Source organism: Sphingopyxis sp. BSNA05, from assembly GCF_013265645.1.
Classification (GTDB): Bacteria; Pseudomonadota; Alphaproteobacteria; order Sphingomonadales; family Sphingomonadaceae; genus Parasphingorhabdus.
In genome coordinates, this window is record NZ_PYIA01000066.1 from 1 (window position 1) to 14,899 (window position 14,899).

Here is a 14,899-nt window from a genome sequence, read left to right on the forward strand (position 1 = left end):
CCCTGCCTGCGCAGGGGTACTAGTTGCCCTGCAATCGTGACGCCGTTTCCTGGATCAGCGCGATCATATTGGGAATGCCCTGGGTCCGGTTCGAACTCAGCTGGTTCTTCAGGTCAAAAGGCGTCAGCACTGCCGCGATATCGGTGTTGATGATAGCGTCTGCGGTCTGATCCTGTACCGTTTCCAGCACCAGCGCGATGATGCCCTTGGTGATCGCAGCATTGCTGTCGGCCAGAAAATGCAGGCGTCCGTCATCCAGTTGCGTGGGATAGACCCAGACCGAAGCGGAACAGCCGCGCACCAGCGTCGCATCGGTTTTCAGCGCGTCCGGCATCGGATCGAGCTGCTTGCCGAGATCGATCAGCAGGCGGTAGCGGTCATCGGGTTCGAGGAATTCATATTCTTCGATCAGGTCGTCAATTTTGCTCATGGGCAGGGCGGTTAGCAGGGCTTTGCTCAGACGTCATCTGTTTAAAAGGGTCCGTTCGTGCTGAGCTTGTCGAAGCACGGATTTGCGCGCGAGGCCGACCCTTCGACAAGCTCAGGGCGAACGGGGTCCCGTTAAAGCTCCACGCCCGCCGCAATCGCTTCCAGCTTGCGTATACGTTCCTTGAGGTCGGCAACCTCGATTCGCGATGTCGCGGTGGGGGGATTATCCTCGCGACGCTGCTCGATTTCGCGGGACTTGAGCGCGATCCAGTCGCGCCAGCCACGCAGGGCGACCAGCGCCAGGACCGTCAGTCCGATCAGCGAAAAAGCCGCGGTGATCATATAAAAAGCAGGTTCTTGCATCATGCTTGTCCTTCCACTTCCCGGACCGGCTTACCGGTCGCGCAATTTTTCGATCTCGTTTTCCAGTTCCCGGGCCCCGCGATCGTCGGTGGCGATCTTCTCCAGCACCGCGACGCGTTCCTTGAGATATTTGACATCTTCCTGCAGTCGACCAGCATCTTGATTCTGCGCGGCAATCTCGTTGCCATGCTGGTCTTCGATAATTCCATTTTGCGCCCGGTAACGGGTGCTCAGCACTTTGCCGATCGTCACAACGATGATGATGGCAACGACCATTTCAAACGGATTCATTAAAACACTCCCTCAAATTTTTCGCGTGCCGGTCAGCGACTGCGCAGCTGCTCAATCTCGCTTTCCAGCTGCCGGGTGCTGTGGCCGTCGGTGGTAATCTGTTCGAGCACGGCAACGCGCTCCTTCAGATATTTCAATTCCTCCCGCATCCGCTCCGCATCGGCGTCGTGGCTTCCGGGAAACTCGCCCCGCATCTTGATCAGCTTGCGCTGGTGACCGGTCCAGATGGCAAAGCCTGCTACGGCGAAGGCTCCAAATGGTATCAGTAACGCGATAATCCCTTCCATCGATTCAATCCCTTCAGTTCGCGCGCTTGTCGCGCAGCTGTTCAATTTCCTGTGTCAGCCGATGGCTGTCATCGGTGACAATCCGTTCGACATTGGCGAGCCGGTCTTTCATCGAGCCGATTTCGGCGCGCAGTTCGGCATTTTCGTTGGTCAGCAATTTGACCCGCTCGACCGCTTCCTTGTCGGTCTTGGGATAGACGGACTTGCCCCACTGGTTTTCGAGGGGATAGCCGTTCTTGATCCGCATCCAGGTGGTCAGGACCCAGCCGCCGACCGCGATGGCAGCGACCGTCGCGATAATTGGTGCGAGCTGTGTGATCATGGCGATCTTTTCCGGATCCATCAGTTCTTCTCCCTCAGTGCTTCAATTTCGTCTGCTGTGCGTTTCGCCGGATCGGTAGCGATCCTTTCGAGGACCTGGAGCCGTTCCTGCAAGCGGTCGATCTTGCCGACCAGCTCTGCATTCTCGTTCGAGAGAAGCTCGATTTTGCGCTGTTCGTTAGGATCAGCCTTGCTGCTCTTTCCGCCCCATTCATCTTCCAGTTCATAGCCATGTTTGGCTCTGATCCAGTTGTTGATGATCCATCCTCCGTAGCTGACGGCGATGATGGCGATTACAAATTCGGGGCTCCCCCAATCCATATCAATTCTCCCTGTTCCGGCGTCTAGCGCAGATTTTCAATTTCGTTCGACAGAGTCGTGTTCTTGCTGGTGTAGTAAAGTTCCATGTCGGCCAGCTTGCGGTCGATCTCGCGGAAACGCGACTTGATATCGCGGGTCGTGCGGCGGGGCGACTGGCGCACGCCCTGCCAGAATTTCGTGTCTTCCGGATCGCTCAGATACATGCCGACCGGTTTCGGTTCGGATATTTTTGCCGCGACCCAGTAAGCAACCAGCGTCCAGGGGAAAGCGAAGGTCACTGTAGCAATGATCGCTGCAAGCCGGACCCAGGCGACATTGATCCCGGTATAGTCGGCGATCCCGGCGCAGACACCGCTCCATTTTGCGCGCTGCTTGTCGAGATAGAATTTCGTGCGTGAGGAGCTCATGATGGGTGCCTTTCTTTCTTCAGAAGCTCGTCAAAATTTTCGAGCGTTGGGGCTTGTTCGGCTTGCGATGCCGGCAGAGCGGATTGACGCCAGTCGGGGTTGTCCGCTGCCATGATCCGTTCGATGGTTTCCATCCGGTCGTCCAGACGGCGGGCCATGTGGTGCAGTTCTTCTAGCAAATGTTCGTCTTCATTGGTGATGGTCGCGGCGGTTTTCCATTTGGTCACATAGTGGAAAATCAACCAGGGCAGACCGATGAACAATGTTCCCATCACGATGGGAATGATGATGAGTTCTTCCTGCATTATGCGTCACCTTTTTTCATGGCCGCCTTCATGGCTTCCAGTTCTTCATCAACCTTGTCGCTGGATTCGAGCGCAGCGATCTGGTTTTCCAGGCTCTGCGGCTCTCCGCCCATGCCAAGCGCATCGGCGCGGCCTTCGGCGAAATCGACCTGGCGTTCGAGATATTCAAAACGGGAGAAGGCATCGTGGACCTTTTCACCATTATACATTTCGCGCAGCTTCACGCGATTCTCTGCGCTTTCCAGCCGGTTGACCAGGCTGCTCTGGCGCGAGCGGGCTTCCTGCAGCTTCTTCTGCAGTTTCGCGATGTCGCCTTCAGAGGAACGAAGCGCGTCATCAAGAACCTTGATTTCGGCTTTCAGCTGGTCAGCCATATCTGCAGCCTTGCGCTTTTCGACCAGGGCGGCCTTGGCAAGATCTTCGCGATCCTTTGAGAGCGCGAGCTGGGCCTTTTCGCTCCAGTCTTCGGTTAGATGGTCGAGCTTGTCGATGTGACGGCGCATTTCCTTCTGGTCGGCAATCGTGCGGGCTGCGGAAGCGCGAACTTCAACCAAAGTCTCTTCCATCTCCAGAATGATCATGCGGATCATTTTCGAGGGGTCTTCGGCCTTGTCCAGCATGTCGGTGACGTTGGCGGCGATAATGTCGCGCGTCTTGAAAAATACCTGCCATGTACATACTCCGGTTGGATCTGTGGTTGGGTTTGAACTTGTTCGAACCTTCGCTCGTGTCCTGCTCTACATCAACCTGATGAATTTCAAAAGGTGGCCGGGACCTCACTTCGACAAGGGGGAAAGAAGGGGACCCGGCCATTTTGTCTGTCACGCCCGATAACCTATGTTAACGAAGCTGACAGCGGGGGACTCGGACTGGTTTTTCACCATATTGCCTTCGGCCTGTGCAGGCCCGACGGCGCTGATCAATATCATCGCGCTGAAAAGCAGGATCGAGACGATCGCGGAAATATCGGTGCGGCTCATTTTGTTCAGGGCTGGCATGGTGTTCTCCAGTGGTTGTGTTCCTATATGAAACCAACATTGCAGAAGCCGTGCCAACTTGTTTAAGATATTGAAAATAAAAGAAATATCAATTTTCTGCGGGTTGCGTGCATAGTATTAATTGCTATTTAGTGGGATTTTACACTATATCTTGGCCATGGAACGCGAAGGTCAATTTGTCGGCGAATCGGGCGCCTTTCTCGATGCGGTGGAAAAAGCCAGCCGGGCCGCGCCGCTCAACCGTCCCGTGCTTGTGGTCGGTGAGCGCGGCACTGGCAAGGAACTTATTGCAGAACGTCTTCACCGGCTCAGCATGCGTTGGGACGGGCCGTTTATCACGCTCAATTGTGCCGCCATGCCGGAGACCCTGATCGAAGCCGAACTGTTCGGCCATGAGGCTGGTGCCTTCACCGGCGCGACCAAGGCGCGGGTAGGGCGGTTTGAAGAGGCCGACGGCGGCACATTGTTCCTTGACGAACTGGGGACATTGTCCACCGGCGCGCAGGAGCGGTTGCTGCGGGCGGTGGAATATGGCGAAATCACGCGGATCGGATCGTCCCGGCCGCAGCGCGTCGATGTCCGCATCGTCGCGGCAACCAATGCCGACCTGCCGAAAATGGCGGAAGAGAATAAATTCCGGGCCGACTTGCTCGACCGGCTGTCGTTCGAGGTGGTGACGCTGCCGCCGCTGCGCGTGCGCGAAGGCGATATCCCGGTGCTGGCCGACTATTTCGGTCGCCGGATGGCGGCGGAACTGGAATGGCCGTCCTGGCCCGGCTTTGGCCGGCTCGCGTCCGAGGCCCTGAACCGCCACAACTGGCCGGGCAATGTGCGGGAATTGCGCAATGTGATCGAGCGCGCGGTCTATCAATGGAATGATCACAGCAGAGCGGTCGACCATGTCGTGTTCGATCCGTTCGAATCTCCCTGGAAACCGCGCGAGATGCAGGCTGAGCAGAAAAGCGAACCGGCCAAGCAGCCGGTTGGCGAGACCGCACCCGCGCGCGTCGAGACTGCTGCCAATGACATTGCGTTCGACGGCATCGATGACATGAAAGCGGCGGTGGAAGCCTTTGAAAAGCGGATATTGGAGGCTGCGCTGGCCAAGTCGCGCTATAATCAGCGGCACACTGCCAAGCGCTCAACCTGACCTATGACCAGTTGCGCCATTCGCTGAAACGGCATGATCTGCTGGGCACATGAAAAAGGGGGCCGCCAAGCCCCCTTCAACATGCTTCCAGATCTTCCAATATTACCCCATATTGGCGTTTACCCCATATTGGCGTTTACCCCATATTGGCGTTTACCATCGTGTAGAACATCGGCAGCGAAAGCAGCACATTGGTGCGCGACGCCATCATAGCGATCTTGCCTGCAGAGGCTTTCTGGTCAGCCGTGGCTTCGACAATGCCGAGGACCTTCTTCTGGTTCGGCCAGATGATGAACCAGACATTGGCCGCCATGACGATGGCGATCCACATGCCAACACCGATCAACGTATATCCTGACTGTAGCGTCATTGCCTGGTGAACCCAGCCGCTGACCCATGCGACATACAGGCCGGTGACCACGGTGAGCAAGGCGGCCCAGCGGAAATAGAAAAGGACTTTCGGTGCGATATGCTTGCCGACTGCGGGCTTGAGCTCGTCCGGAATAGTTGGCATCAGCGGCACCTGAACAAAGTTCAGATAGTAAAGCAAACCAATCCAGAGCACCCCGAAGAACAGGTGCAGCCAGCGGCCGATTGTGTTGCCGTTGACCATATCGCCATCAAGGCCAAACATCAGTGCGATTGCCGCGATCAGTCCGACAATCATCACCGCATTCAGATTTCCAAAAACTTCGCCATTATATTCCCCCCAGTGAGCTTTTTACAATTAGGCTTTAACTTTATGCAAGCACCCGGCCGATGTCACGAAAATGGATTTTGAGCGCGCCAGGGTGAATAGAGAGATATTTATCCTTGCATCTTTTCCGCTATTCATGCGTTGAAGCACCACGTCTCAAAAATTATGGAGAAAAGACACTATGGCTTTCGAACTTCCCCCGCTCCCTTATGAAAAACCGCCTTCGGCGACCTGATATCCGAGGACACCTTCAACTATCATCACGGCAAGCATCACAATGCCTATGTCAGCAAGACCAATGACGCGATCGAGGGCACCGATCTTGAGGGCAAAAAGCTTTCGGAAGTCATCAAGGCGGCAGACGGCGGCCTGTTCAACAATTCCGCACAGGTCTGGAACCACAGCTTCTACTGGCTCTGCCTGTCACCGGAAAAAAGGAAATTACCGGCGAACTGAAAGATCGGCTGGAAAGCAGCTTCGGTTCGATCGACGAATTCAAGAGCAAGTTCAAGGACGAAGCGACCGGTCATTTCGCCAGCGGCTGGGCCTGGCTGGTGCTGGATGGTGACGAATTGAAGATCACTTCCTATCACGATGCCGACACGCCCGTGGCGCATGATGTGAAACCTGTGCTGACGCTCGATGTCTGGGAACATGCCTATTATCTGGACTACCAGAATGCGCGTCCGGACTATGTGTCCGCGCTGCTCGACAATGCGATCGACTGGGACTTTGTTGCCCTGAACCTCGATGGAGACGGCGTCAGCCGCGCCGACCAGGGCTAAAATCAGCCTCCGCTACAAATTCAAGCCGCGTCCTGGCCTTCAGGGCGCGGCTTTTCTTCTATCGAAAAGCCGTGCTTCATCAGCATCGGAATATTCGCCATGGCAAAGATGAACGATGCCGTGGTCACGCCCCAGACCTTGATCGTCAGCCACCAGTCAAAGGTCAACGTAGCCACCATCAGTTCGTTGACAACCGCCATGGCCGTGAAAAAGAGCGCCCAGTTGCGCGACAATTTCAGCCAGCCCTCGTCGGTCAGACCCTCAAATGCCGCCTGCAAAAGGCTTTTCAGCATGGCCTTGCCGCGCAACAGGCCGCCGAACAATATCAGGGCAAAGCGGCATAGATGATGGTTGGCTTGTGCTGGATGAACCGCGGATCGTTGAAATAGATGGTGAGGGCGCCGAAACCCAGAATGAGGATCGCGGACATCCACATCATCGGCGAAACTTTGCCCAGCTTCCATTTGGAAATACCCATCGCGATGACGATCGCGATCATGAAGGCAATCGTGCCGTAAATGGCAGAGGTAATCGGATTGCCCTCTGGCGCGCCGAACTTGTAGACCAGAAAGAATATCAACAGGGGGCCGAAATCGAGCGCGAAGCTCAGACCTCTATGGTCTTTCGGGATTTCTTCGATGGCGGTGGCTTCGGTCATTTTTCTATCCCGGCTATGGCTGCGGCCAGATCTTCGGCCTTGAAGGGGCGCAGGTCCTCTATTTTCTCTCCGACCCCGATGGCATGGATCGGCATTCCAAACTGTTTTGCGGCCGCCACCAATACGCCGCCACGGGCGGTGCCGTCGAGCTTTGTCATGATCAGGCCGGTAACCTTGGCGACATCCCGGAAAACCTCGATCTGGGACAGGGCGTTCTGGCCGGTCGTGGCATCCAGCACCAGTACCACATTATGCGGTGCCGCCGGATTGAGCCGGCCAAGCACGCGCCGGATCTTGTCCAGTTCATCCATCAACTCGCTGCGGTTCTGCAGCCGCCCGGCTGTATCGACGATTAACACGTCAATACCGGTCGCGGTGGCCTGTTTGACGCCTTCATAGACTATGCTGGCGCTGTCGCCGCCCTGCGGTCCGCTGATGATCGGAATGCCCAGCCGTTCGGCCCAGACTTTCAGCTGACCGATGGCCGCTGCCCGGAACGTATCGCCCGCCGCCAGCATCACGCCATAATCCTGTTCGAGAAACAGATGCGCCAGCTTGGCGATGGTTGTGGTCTTGCCCGAACCATTGACGCCAATCACCAATATTACCTGGGGCCTGGGAAAGGCGTCAATTTCCAGCGGGATTGCTACGGGTTCCAGTATCGCGGCGATTTCGCGCTGGATGATTTCCTTCACCGCTTCTTCGGTCAGGCCTTTTTCAAATCGCTCGACCGCAAGCTTTGCCCGGATCGAAGCCGCGGTGGCGGGACCAAGGTCAGACATGATCAGCGCATCCTCGATATCGTCGAGCGTGGCCTCGTCCAGCTTGGCCTTGGTTACCAAACCGGCCAGATTCTCGGTCAGCCGCGATGATGTCTTGCTGAAGCCGCCGAACAGACGGTCTTTCCAACTATTTTTCTCGGTCACGCTAACATCCTGCCAATCAATTGTTTGTCCTGCACGTCGATGATCTCGACCGGAACTATTTCACTCTTGCCTGCCGGAGCATCAAATCGAACACGGGCAAAATTTTCCGAATAGCCGGAATTCCCCGAGAGCTCCGCCAGTATATTCTGTTTCGAGCCGACCAGCGACTGACGCCATGATCGTGCGCGCCGGCTGACTGCCGCCCGCAATGTCTTTGCTCGTTGCTTGATTACCTGCCCGTCGACCTGCGGCATTTTCGCGGCGGGTGTACCCTGTTTGGGCGAGTAAGGGAAAATATGGCCGTGGACAATGTCGCACTGGTCGATGATCGAGAGGCTGTTGGCGAACATGGCGTCATCTTCGGTGGGAAACCCGGCGATAATATCCGCGCCGATGGCGATTTCCGGCCTTCTGGCTTTTAGCCGCTCAACCAGTGCAATCGCTTGCTCACGGCTGTGCCGACGCTTCATCCGTTTGAGAATCATGTTGTCGCCCGACTGGAGCGACAGATGGACATGGGGCATGAGCCGCGCTTCACCGGTAAGCAGGTCGAACAGGCGATCATCAATCTCGATGCCGTCAAGCGAGGACAGCCTGAGCCGCGGCAGGCCGGGGACATGTTTCAAGATACGCTCGACCAGCATGCCCAGCGTCGGTTCACCGGGCAGGTCCGGTCCGTAGCTGGTGACATCGACACCGGTCAGCACGACTTCCTGAAAGCCCTGATCCACCAGAGCCTGAATCTGGCTGACCACTTCGCCCGCCGGCACTGACCGGCTGTTTCCGCGGCCGTAGGGAATGATGCAGAACGTGCAGCGATGGTCGCAGCCATTCTGGATTTCCACGAACGCGCGGGACCGGTCGGCAAAGGCGCTGACCATGTGCGGTGCGGTCTCCGTAAGCTGCATGATATCGGAGACGCGGATGTCCGGGCGATTGCTTTGCAGACCGAGCTTGAAGTTGGCCGCGTCATATTTGTCGACATTGCCAACCACCGCGCTGGTTTCCGGCATGTCCGCGAACATTGCCGGATCGACTTGCGCGGCGCAGCCGGTGACGATGATATTCTTGTCCGGATTGTCTTTCTTCGCCCGTCTTATCGCTTGCCGGGTCTGCCGCACCGCTTCATTGGTCACCGCGCAGCTGTTGACGATGATCAGATTATCGCCGTCGATATTGTTGGCGGCCAGATTCTGCCGCAACGTCTCGCTCTCCGCGATATTGAGCCGACAGCCCATGCTGATCATTTCCGGTGCGTTCATCCGAACTGGGACCAGTCAGCTTCACCCGCAAAGACATAGGTGGTCGGACCCTGCATCTGGATTGTTTTGCCGTCTTCCCAGCTGATCACCAGTGAACCGCCCGGCAAATCGACCTGTACAGGGCTGCTAACCAGACCGCGCCTGATCGCGGCGACAGCGGTCGCGCAGGCTCCGGTGCCGCAAGCCCGGGTCAGGCCCACGCCGCGCTCCCAGACGCGCAAATGGATGGTGCCGTCCACAATATGGGCTACATTGACGTTCACTTTGTCGGGAAATAGCGGATCCACTTCGATCATCGGTCCCAGACGGTCCAGTTCAACAATTTCGCTATCGTCGACAAAGAAGATCACGTGCGGGTTGCCGACATTGACGGCGGCAGGATTTTGCAGATCCTCCCAGCCAAGCGGCATGGCGAGCGTATCCATGGCATAGGCGAGGGGGATGGACTGCCACTCGAAACGGGGCTTGCCCATGTCGACGATCGCACCGTCCTCGGTCGCGCTTCCGACGATGATGCCGCCGGCAGTCTCGATCCGGGTTTCCGCGCCGATCAGTTTGGCGACGCAGCGGCTGGCATTGCCGCAGGCTTCGACTTCGCTGCCGTCTGCATTGAATATCTGCATTTCTACATCGGCCTTGTCCGACGGACGCAGGATGATCAGCTGGTCGCATCCCATCCCGCTGCGCCGGTCAGCAATGGCCGTGACCTGCGCGCCGGACAGGGTCAGTTCCTCCTCGCGCGCATCGATGATGACAAAATCATTGCCCAAACCGTGCATTTTGTGGAAGCGTCCTGTGGTCATGAGTGGCGATTTAGGGATGCCGTTCCCGGGAGTCCAGCAATTCGGCTCGCAATTGCCTGTCGCAAACCATTCTAGCTGGCTTTTTGCATGAGGTCCTTGTCAGAAGGCGGCGGACCGGGGGCGGCTTGTGCCGCCGCCGCGTCTTCCAGTTCCCCCGCCGGCAGCAGATTGCGCTTGGCCAGAATCTTGCGCGTTTCCGGGACCGTCAGCGGGCGTCCGTAATGCCAGCCCTGACCCTGGGCACAGCCGATGCTGCGCAGCTCGTTTTCGGTGTCCTTGTCTTCGATACCTTCGGCGGTGATCGGCAGGCCAAGGCTCTCGCCGAGGCCATTGATGGCTTTTACAATGGCCTTGCTTTCGGCATTGCCGAGAAGCGATGAGACAAAGCTGCGGTCGATCTTTATCCGGTCAAACGGCAAGGCCCGCAGATGGGCAAGGGAGCTATAGCCGGTACCGAAATCATCCAGCGCGATCTTGATGTCCTGATTTTTCAGGCTGCCGACGATCGACTGCGCGAGGCTGAGATTTTCGAACAGCGCGCTTTCGGTGATTTCGATTTCAAGCCGGCTCGGCGGGAATCCGGTTTCGACGAGCAATTTGACGATTTTCTGCGCCAGCCAGGGATCGAGCAGCTGGACCGGCGAGATATTGACGGAAATCGTTACGGACGCGTCCCAATATTTCGCATGGTCGAGGGCCTGCCGCATGATGCTGAGCGAAAGATCGCCGATCATCCCTGTCTCTTCGGCGATCGGGATGAATATTTCAGGCGAGATCAGCCCCTGTGTGGGGGATTCCCAGCGGGCCAGAACTTCAAAACCGGTCAATTTGCCGGTCGCGAGATCAATCTGTTGCTCGAAATAGGGAACGAATTCCCCGTTCGGTATGCCCATTCGCATGCCGGTTTCCAGCAAACTGCGCGTTTGCAGTTCCTGCTCCATATTCGCGTCAAACCAGCAATGACGGTTCCGTCCCTGCTTTTTCGAACTGTACATGGCGATGTCGGCGCGGCGCATCAACAGGTCGACACCTTCCGATTCCGAATCATAGCGTGACATGCCGATGGAAGTGGTCACAGCAAGCTCTATACCGTTCTCTACGATCGGTGTTGCGATGGCTTCGATAAGATCGTCGGCGATCCGTTCGACCATTCTCGGCTGCTCCGGATCGAATACAAAGGCGCAGGCAAATTCGTCACCGCCGAGGCGGGCGAGCAGATTATGGGGTGGCAAGACCTGCAAAAGGCGGGCTGCCACCTGCTTGAGCACGGCGTCGCCGGCGCTATGGCCATGCACATCGTTGATGGTTTTGAAATTGTCGAGATCGAGCATCATGAATGTGATGCTCTTTTTGCCGTTGCGCGAGGCTGATCATTTCCGCCGTTTTTCGCCGATCGTACGGCGGTTGAGCAAACCGGTGAGCGGGTCGGTCACGGCCAGCGAATGCGCCCGCTGTTCGGCGGCGGCCCGTTCCTCGACTTCCCGCGTCAGGTCCTTGTAGCGGCGCCAGCCGAACAGGATCAGGGCGATGTTGAGCAGGAAAGCGGGGACCAGGACGTTGTCACCCGCTCTGGTCTGTCCGGTAATGGAATCGATAGCATCGGACAGCACCGTACCGCCGGTGCCGGCAAACATGAGTATCGCCAGAATGACAATGGCGCCGGTCACAACATCGCGGCCAACGGATATCTTGTACCCGTTTTTCATCAACCTGAGATGTTGGTCGGCTGCTGGTCGAGCCATAGTTGTTTTCCCGCTGTTGCCGGAAGGCTTTTGCCGAACAGTTCTCAATTTCTGGTTAACGGCTGTTCATATCTTCCAAAATCCGCACTTGCGATATCGCGGGAACTGCACTAATAGACCGCCACATCAGGCAATGCTTGTATTGCCAATCCAGTTTAGAGTTCGAAAAACTCACACGTCGATCAGCGAGGTTTCGCCCATCGGCGCTTTTTGCGTTGGCCTGAAACCGGGCCGTTTGGAAGTTAGAAAGGCGGTAACATGTTCGATAAGTTAAGCGACCGCCTTGGCGGAGTCTTCGACAAGCTGCGCGGCCGGGGTGCGCTACGGGAAGAAGATGTTCGCGGCGCGATGCGCGAAGTGCGGATTGCCTTGCTCGAGGCCGATGTCGCGCTGCCGGTCGTCAAGGATTTTGTCGAGAAGGTAACCGAGAAAGCGGTCGGCCAGTCGGTTCTCAAATCGGTGACCCCCGGCCAGCAGGTGGTGAAGATCGTCAATGACGGTATTGCCGAAATGCTGGGTTCCGAGGTTAGTGCGCTTGAACTGTCGGTAGCGCCGCCCGCCATCATCATGATGGTCGGTCTGCAGGGCTCCGGTAAAACGACGACGACGGCGAAAATTGCCAAGCGGCTGAAGGACAAGGACAACAAAAAGGTCATGATGGCCTCGCTCGACGTCAACCGTCCGGCTGCGCAGGAGCAGTTGGCGGTCCTGGGCGAGCAGACAAATACCGCCACCCTGCCGATCGTTGCCGGACAGCAACCGGTCGAGATTGCCAGGCGCGCCTTGCAGGCGGCCAAATTGCAGGGTTTTGACGTACTTCTGCTGGATACCGCCGGTCGGCTCCACGTCGATCAGCAACTGATGGACGAGATGAAGGCGGTTGCCGATATTTCGAAACCACAGGAAATCCTGCTGGTTGTCGATGCTTTGACCGGCCAGGATGCCGTCAACGTCGCGCAGAATTTCTCCGACCAGGTCGATCTCACCGGTGTCGTGCTCACCCGCATGGACGGCGATGCGCGCGGCGGTGCGGCGCTCTCGATGCGCGCGGTTACCGGCAAGCCGATCAAATTCGTCGGTGTCGGCGAAAAGATCGATGCGCTCGAGGAATTTCATCCGGAACGCGTTGCGGGCCGGATCCTCGGCATGGGCGATGTCGTCAGCCTGGTCGAAAAAGCGGCGCAGGTTGTCGACAAGGAAGAATCCGAAGCGCTCGCCGAGAAAATGCTCAAGGGGCAGTTCGATCTCAACGATCTGCGCTCCCAGCTCAACCAGATGACCAAAATGGGCGGCCTGGGTGCAATGGCGTCGATGATGCCGGGTATGAAGAAAGCCAAGGCAGCGATGGCTGGCGGTGCGATGGACGACAAGGTTCTGGTCCGCATGGACGCGATCATCGGCTCGATGACCAAGGAAGAGCGGACCCGGCCGGGCCTGCTCAACGCCAAGCGCAAGCGGCGGGTCGCGATCGGTTCGGGCACGACGGTGCAGGACGTCAACAAGCTGCTCAAGATGCATCAGGAAATGGCCAAGGCGATGAAGCGCATCAAGAAGATGGGCGGAATCAAGGGGCTGATGTCGATGTTTGGCGGAGGCGGCGGAGCCGCTGGCGCCGGAATGGGCGGTCAGGGTGGCGGCATGGCCGGCATGCCCGGGCTTCCCGACATGTCACCGGGCGGGCTTCCCCCTGATCTGGCGAATTTATTGAACAAGAAGAAATAATCCTAACAATTTGAAATTTTGGTATTTTTAGAAAGGTCTATTACAATGGCAGTAGCAATGAGAATGTCCCGGGGCGGATCCAAGAAGCGTCCTTATTACAAGATCGTGATCGCGGATGCCCGTGCACCGCGCGACGGCAAATTCATCGAGCGGATCGGCAGCTATAATCCGCTGCTCGCGAAAGACGACGAAAAGCGCGTTGTTCTGGACACCGAGCGTGCAAAACATTGGCTCGAAAACGGCGCACAGCCTTCGGATCGCGTTGCCCGTTTCCTCGATGCCGCCGGTCTGTTGAAGCGTGAAGCGCGCAACAACCCGAACAAGGGCAAGCCAGGCGAAAAAGCCACCGAGCGCCTCGAAGAGAAAGCGGAAAAAGCCGCTGCTGCTGAAGAAGCGGCCAAGGAAGCCGCTGCGGCTCCTGCTGAAGAAGCGCCTGCTGAAGAAGCACCGGCCGAAGAAGCGGCAGCCGAAGAAAAGGCTGAAGGCTAATGTCTAAGCCCCTCCCTTCCAAGGGAGGGGTTGGGGTGGGATTTGGCGAAGCCGATGCTTCGCTATCTGCGCGATGTTCGCACATCGCCACCACCCCGACCGCTGCTCTGAAGAGGAGGGGCTTATGACGTCTCCGCTTGACAAACCCGTCCCGCTCGCCGTCATCATCGGCGCTCACGGGATCACCGGCGAGGTCCGGCTCAAGCTGTTCTGTGACAGTCTCGACAGTCTCAGGGCACACAAGACGTTCAACGGCGGCGCGATGACGCTGAAATCCGTGAAGCCCCACAAGATGGGCGCGATTGCGCGGATTGCCGAAATTACCGACCGCAACGGCGCCGAAGCCGCGCGCGGCACAGAATTGACCGTGCCACGCTCCGCTTTGCCGGAACTGGACGAGGACGAATTTTACCATATCGACATCATCGGCCTCCGCTGCGTCTCCGACGCCGGGGAGGAACTGGGCAAGATATTCGCCATCTACGAATTTGGCGCCGGCGACGTGATCGAGATCGAACGCGCCAATGGCAAAAATTCATGGTGCCGGTCATCGCGATCGACATGAGTGGCGATCCGGCAATCGTCGAAGCAGCGTTCGTCGAGCAATGATCGGTCCGATATTCTATATCTTGTTGGTCTTCGCGCTGGTTGCCGCGCCTGCTTTCGCCGGCTGGAAGTTGAGCCGGAAGCGCGGTCAATCGATCCGCATGGCAATAACGATCGTCGCGGGACAGTTTATTTTGACACCGGCCGTCGCCTTGCTCGCTTTCTCTGCGGACCCGGGCCTCTATGAAAGTCCGGTTAAATCGACTGTTATCTATAGTGCGATGGCCGTGGCGATCTCGATCATGACCTTCGTGATCTTGGAAATGAAAAATACCCGTAGGGATAAATGACCTTCACCGCCCAAATCCTTACGCTCTACCCGGATATGTTCCCCGGC

The 14,899-nt window shown here is 57.3% G+C and carries 17 protein-coding genes and 5 pseudogenes; 5 read left to right on the top strand and 17 right to left on the bottom strand.

What is annotated here, in order from left to right:
• Positions 1-19: 19 nt before the first annotated feature.
• From C8024_RS07460 to C8024_RS07505, 10 genes and pseudogenes are all read right to left on the bottom strand, one after another.
• Complete coding sequence (locus tag C8024_RS07460) at positions 20-430, bottom strand: SufE family protein (RefSeq protein WP_173203844.1); 411 nt, start codon at positions 428-430, stop codon at positions 20-22.
• Positions 431-561: 131 nt separating this feature from the next.
• Positions 562-792, bottom strand: a complete 231-nt coding sequence (locus C8024_RS07465) for a hypothetical protein (protein WP_100094854.1) — start codon at positions 790-792, stop codon at positions 562-564.
• Positions 793-822: 30 nt separating this feature from the next.
• Positions 823-1,083, bottom strand: coding sequence for a hypothetical protein (locus C8024_RS07470; protein WP_100094853.1), 261 nt, complete (start codon positions 1,081-1,083; stop codon positions 823-825).
• A gap of 32 nt (positions 1,084-1,115) precedes the next feature.
• Positions 1,116-1,370: a hypothetical protein gene (locus tag C8024_RS07475; protein ID WP_173203846.1), complete on the bottom strand. Its 255-nt coding sequence runs from the start codon at positions 1,368-1,370 to the stop codon at positions 1,116-1,118.
• Positions 1,371-1,383: 13 nt separating this feature from the next.
• Positions 1,384-1,713 carry a hypothetical protein gene (locus tag C8024_RS07480; RefSeq protein WP_100094851.1) on the bottom strand — a complete coding sequence of 110 codons (330 nt, stop codon included), beginning with the start codon at positions 1,711-1,713 and terminating at the stop codon, positions 1,384-1,386.
• Positions 1,713-2,012 (bottom strand): hypothetical protein, encoded by a 300-nt coding sequence (locus C8024_RS07485; protein ID WP_100094850.1) that lies wholly within the window; start codon positions 2,010-2,012, stop codon positions 1,713-1,715. The genes C8024_RS07480 and C8024_RS07485 overlap by 1 nt, the downstream gene beginning before the upstream one ends.
• A 23-nt stretch (positions 2,013-2,035) precedes the next feature.
• Positions 2,036-2,419, bottom strand: a complete 384-nt coding sequence (gene pspC, locus C8024_RS07490; RefSeq protein WP_100094849.1) for an envelope stress response membrane protein PspC — start codon at positions 2,417-2,419, stop codon at positions 2,036-2,038.
• On the bottom strand, positions 2,416-2,724 hold the full coding sequence (pspB, locus tag C8024_RS07495; protein ID WP_173203848.1) for an envelope stress response membrane protein PspB: 309 nt from the start codon (positions 2,722-2,724) through the stop codon (positions 2,416-2,418). Before pspB ends, pspC begins: the two co-directional genes overlap by 4 nt.
• Positions 2,724-3,389: pseudogene (gene pspA, locus C8024_RS07500) on the bottom strand (phage shock protein PspA); the annotation flags it as partial. The gene pspB and the pseudogene pspA, both read right to left, overlap by 1 nt.
• Before the next feature lie 156 nt (positions 3,390-3,545).
• On the bottom strand, positions 3,546-3,722 hold the full coding sequence (locus C8024_RS07505; protein WP_164089240.1) for a hypothetical protein: 177 nt from the start codon (positions 3,720-3,722) through the stop codon (positions 3,546-3,548).
• Between the two features lie 157 nt (positions 3,723-3,879).
• On the opposite strand from C8024_RS07505, the pseudogene pspF reads away from it, so the two are divergent.
• Positions 3,880-4,925, top strand: a pseudogene (gene pspF, locus C8024_RS07510) (phage shock protein operon transcriptional activator).
• An 83-nt stretch (positions 4,926-5,008) separates the two neighbouring features.
• Here the strand turns inward: pspF and C8024_RS07515 are convergent.
• The gene (locus tag C8024_RS07515; protein WP_173203860.1) at positions 5,009-5,539 is read right to left on the bottom strand and encodes a urate hydroxylase PuuD; all 531 of its coding nucleotides are present in this window, start codon (positions 5,537-5,539) and stop codon (positions 5,009-5,011) included.
• 211 nt (positions 5,540-5,750) lie between these two features.
• On the opposite strand from C8024_RS07515, the pseudogene C8024_RS07520 reads away from it, so the two are divergent.
• Positions 5,751-6,354, top strand: a pseudogene (locus C8024_RS07520) (superoxide dismutase).
• A 20-nt stretch (positions 6,355-6,374) separates the two neighbouring features.
• Here the strand turns inward: C8024_RS07520 and ispZ are convergent.
• The 6 genes and pseudogenes from ispZ to C8024_RS21250 all read right to left on the bottom strand — a co-directional run bounded on the left by ispZ (position 6,375) and on the right by C8024_RS21250 (position 11,745).
• Positions 6,375-7,012, bottom strand: a pseudogene (gene ispZ / locus C8024_RS07525) (septation protein IspZ).
• Complete coding sequence (ftsY, locus tag C8024_RS07530) at positions 7,009-7,938, bottom strand: signal recognition particle-docking protein FtsY (RefSeq protein WP_173203852.1); 930 nt, start codon at positions 7,936-7,938, stop codon at positions 7,009-7,011. Before ftsY ends, ispZ begins: the two are co-directional and overlap by 4 nt.
• A complete protein-coding gene (mtaB, locus tag C8024_RS07535; protein ID WP_173203854.1) occupies positions 7,935-9,200 on the bottom strand; it encodes a tRNA (N(6)-L-threonylcarbamoyladenosine(37)-C(2))-methylthiotransferase MtaB in 1,266 nt (421 codons plus the stop codon). Before mtaB ends, ftsY begins: the two co-directional genes overlap by 4 nt.
• On the bottom strand, positions 9,197-10,003 hold the full coding sequence (gene dapF, locus C8024_RS07540) for a diaminopimelate epimerase (RefSeq protein WP_173203856.1): 807 nt from the start codon (positions 10,001-10,003) through the stop codon (positions 9,197-9,199). Before dapF ends, mtaB begins: the two co-directional genes overlap by 4 nt.
• A gap of 71 nt (positions 10,004-10,074) precedes the next feature.
• Complete coding sequence (locus C8024_RS07545; RefSeq protein ID WP_254305692.1) at positions 10,075-11,337, bottom strand: bifunctional diguanylate cyclase/phosphodiesterase; 1,263 nt, start codon at positions 11,335-11,337, stop codon at positions 10,075-10,077.
• Positions 11,338-11,373: 36 nt separating this feature from the next.
• Positions 11,374-11,745, bottom strand: coding sequence for a hypothetical protein (locus tag C8024_RS21250; protein WP_254305693.1), 372 nt, complete (start codon positions 11,743-11,745; stop codon positions 11,374-11,376).
• Positions 11,746-12,003: 258 nt separating this feature from the next.
• Here C8024_RS21250 and ffh point away from each other — a divergent pair, with 258 nt between their 5' ends.
• The 3 genes and pseudogenes from ffh (at position 12,004) to rimM (ending at position 14,565) form a co-directional block, all read left to right on the top strand.
• Positions 12,004-13,467, top strand: coding sequence for a signal recognition particle protein (gene ffh / locus C8024_RS07550; RefSeq protein ID WP_100094839.1), 1,464 nt, complete (start codon positions 12,004-12,006; stop codon positions 13,465-13,467).
• Between the two features lie 45 nt (positions 13,468-13,512).
• Entirely contained in the window at positions 13,513-13,956 is a 444-nt protein-coding gene (gene rpsP / locus C8024_RS07555) for a 30S ribosomal protein S16 (protein ID WP_100094838.1), read from the top strand.
• A gap of 124 nt (positions 13,957-14,080) precedes the next feature.
• Positions 14,081-14,565: pseudogene (gene rimM / locus C8024_RS07560) on the top strand (ribosome maturation factor RimM).
• Positions 14,566-14,899 lie beyond the last annotated feature (334 nt).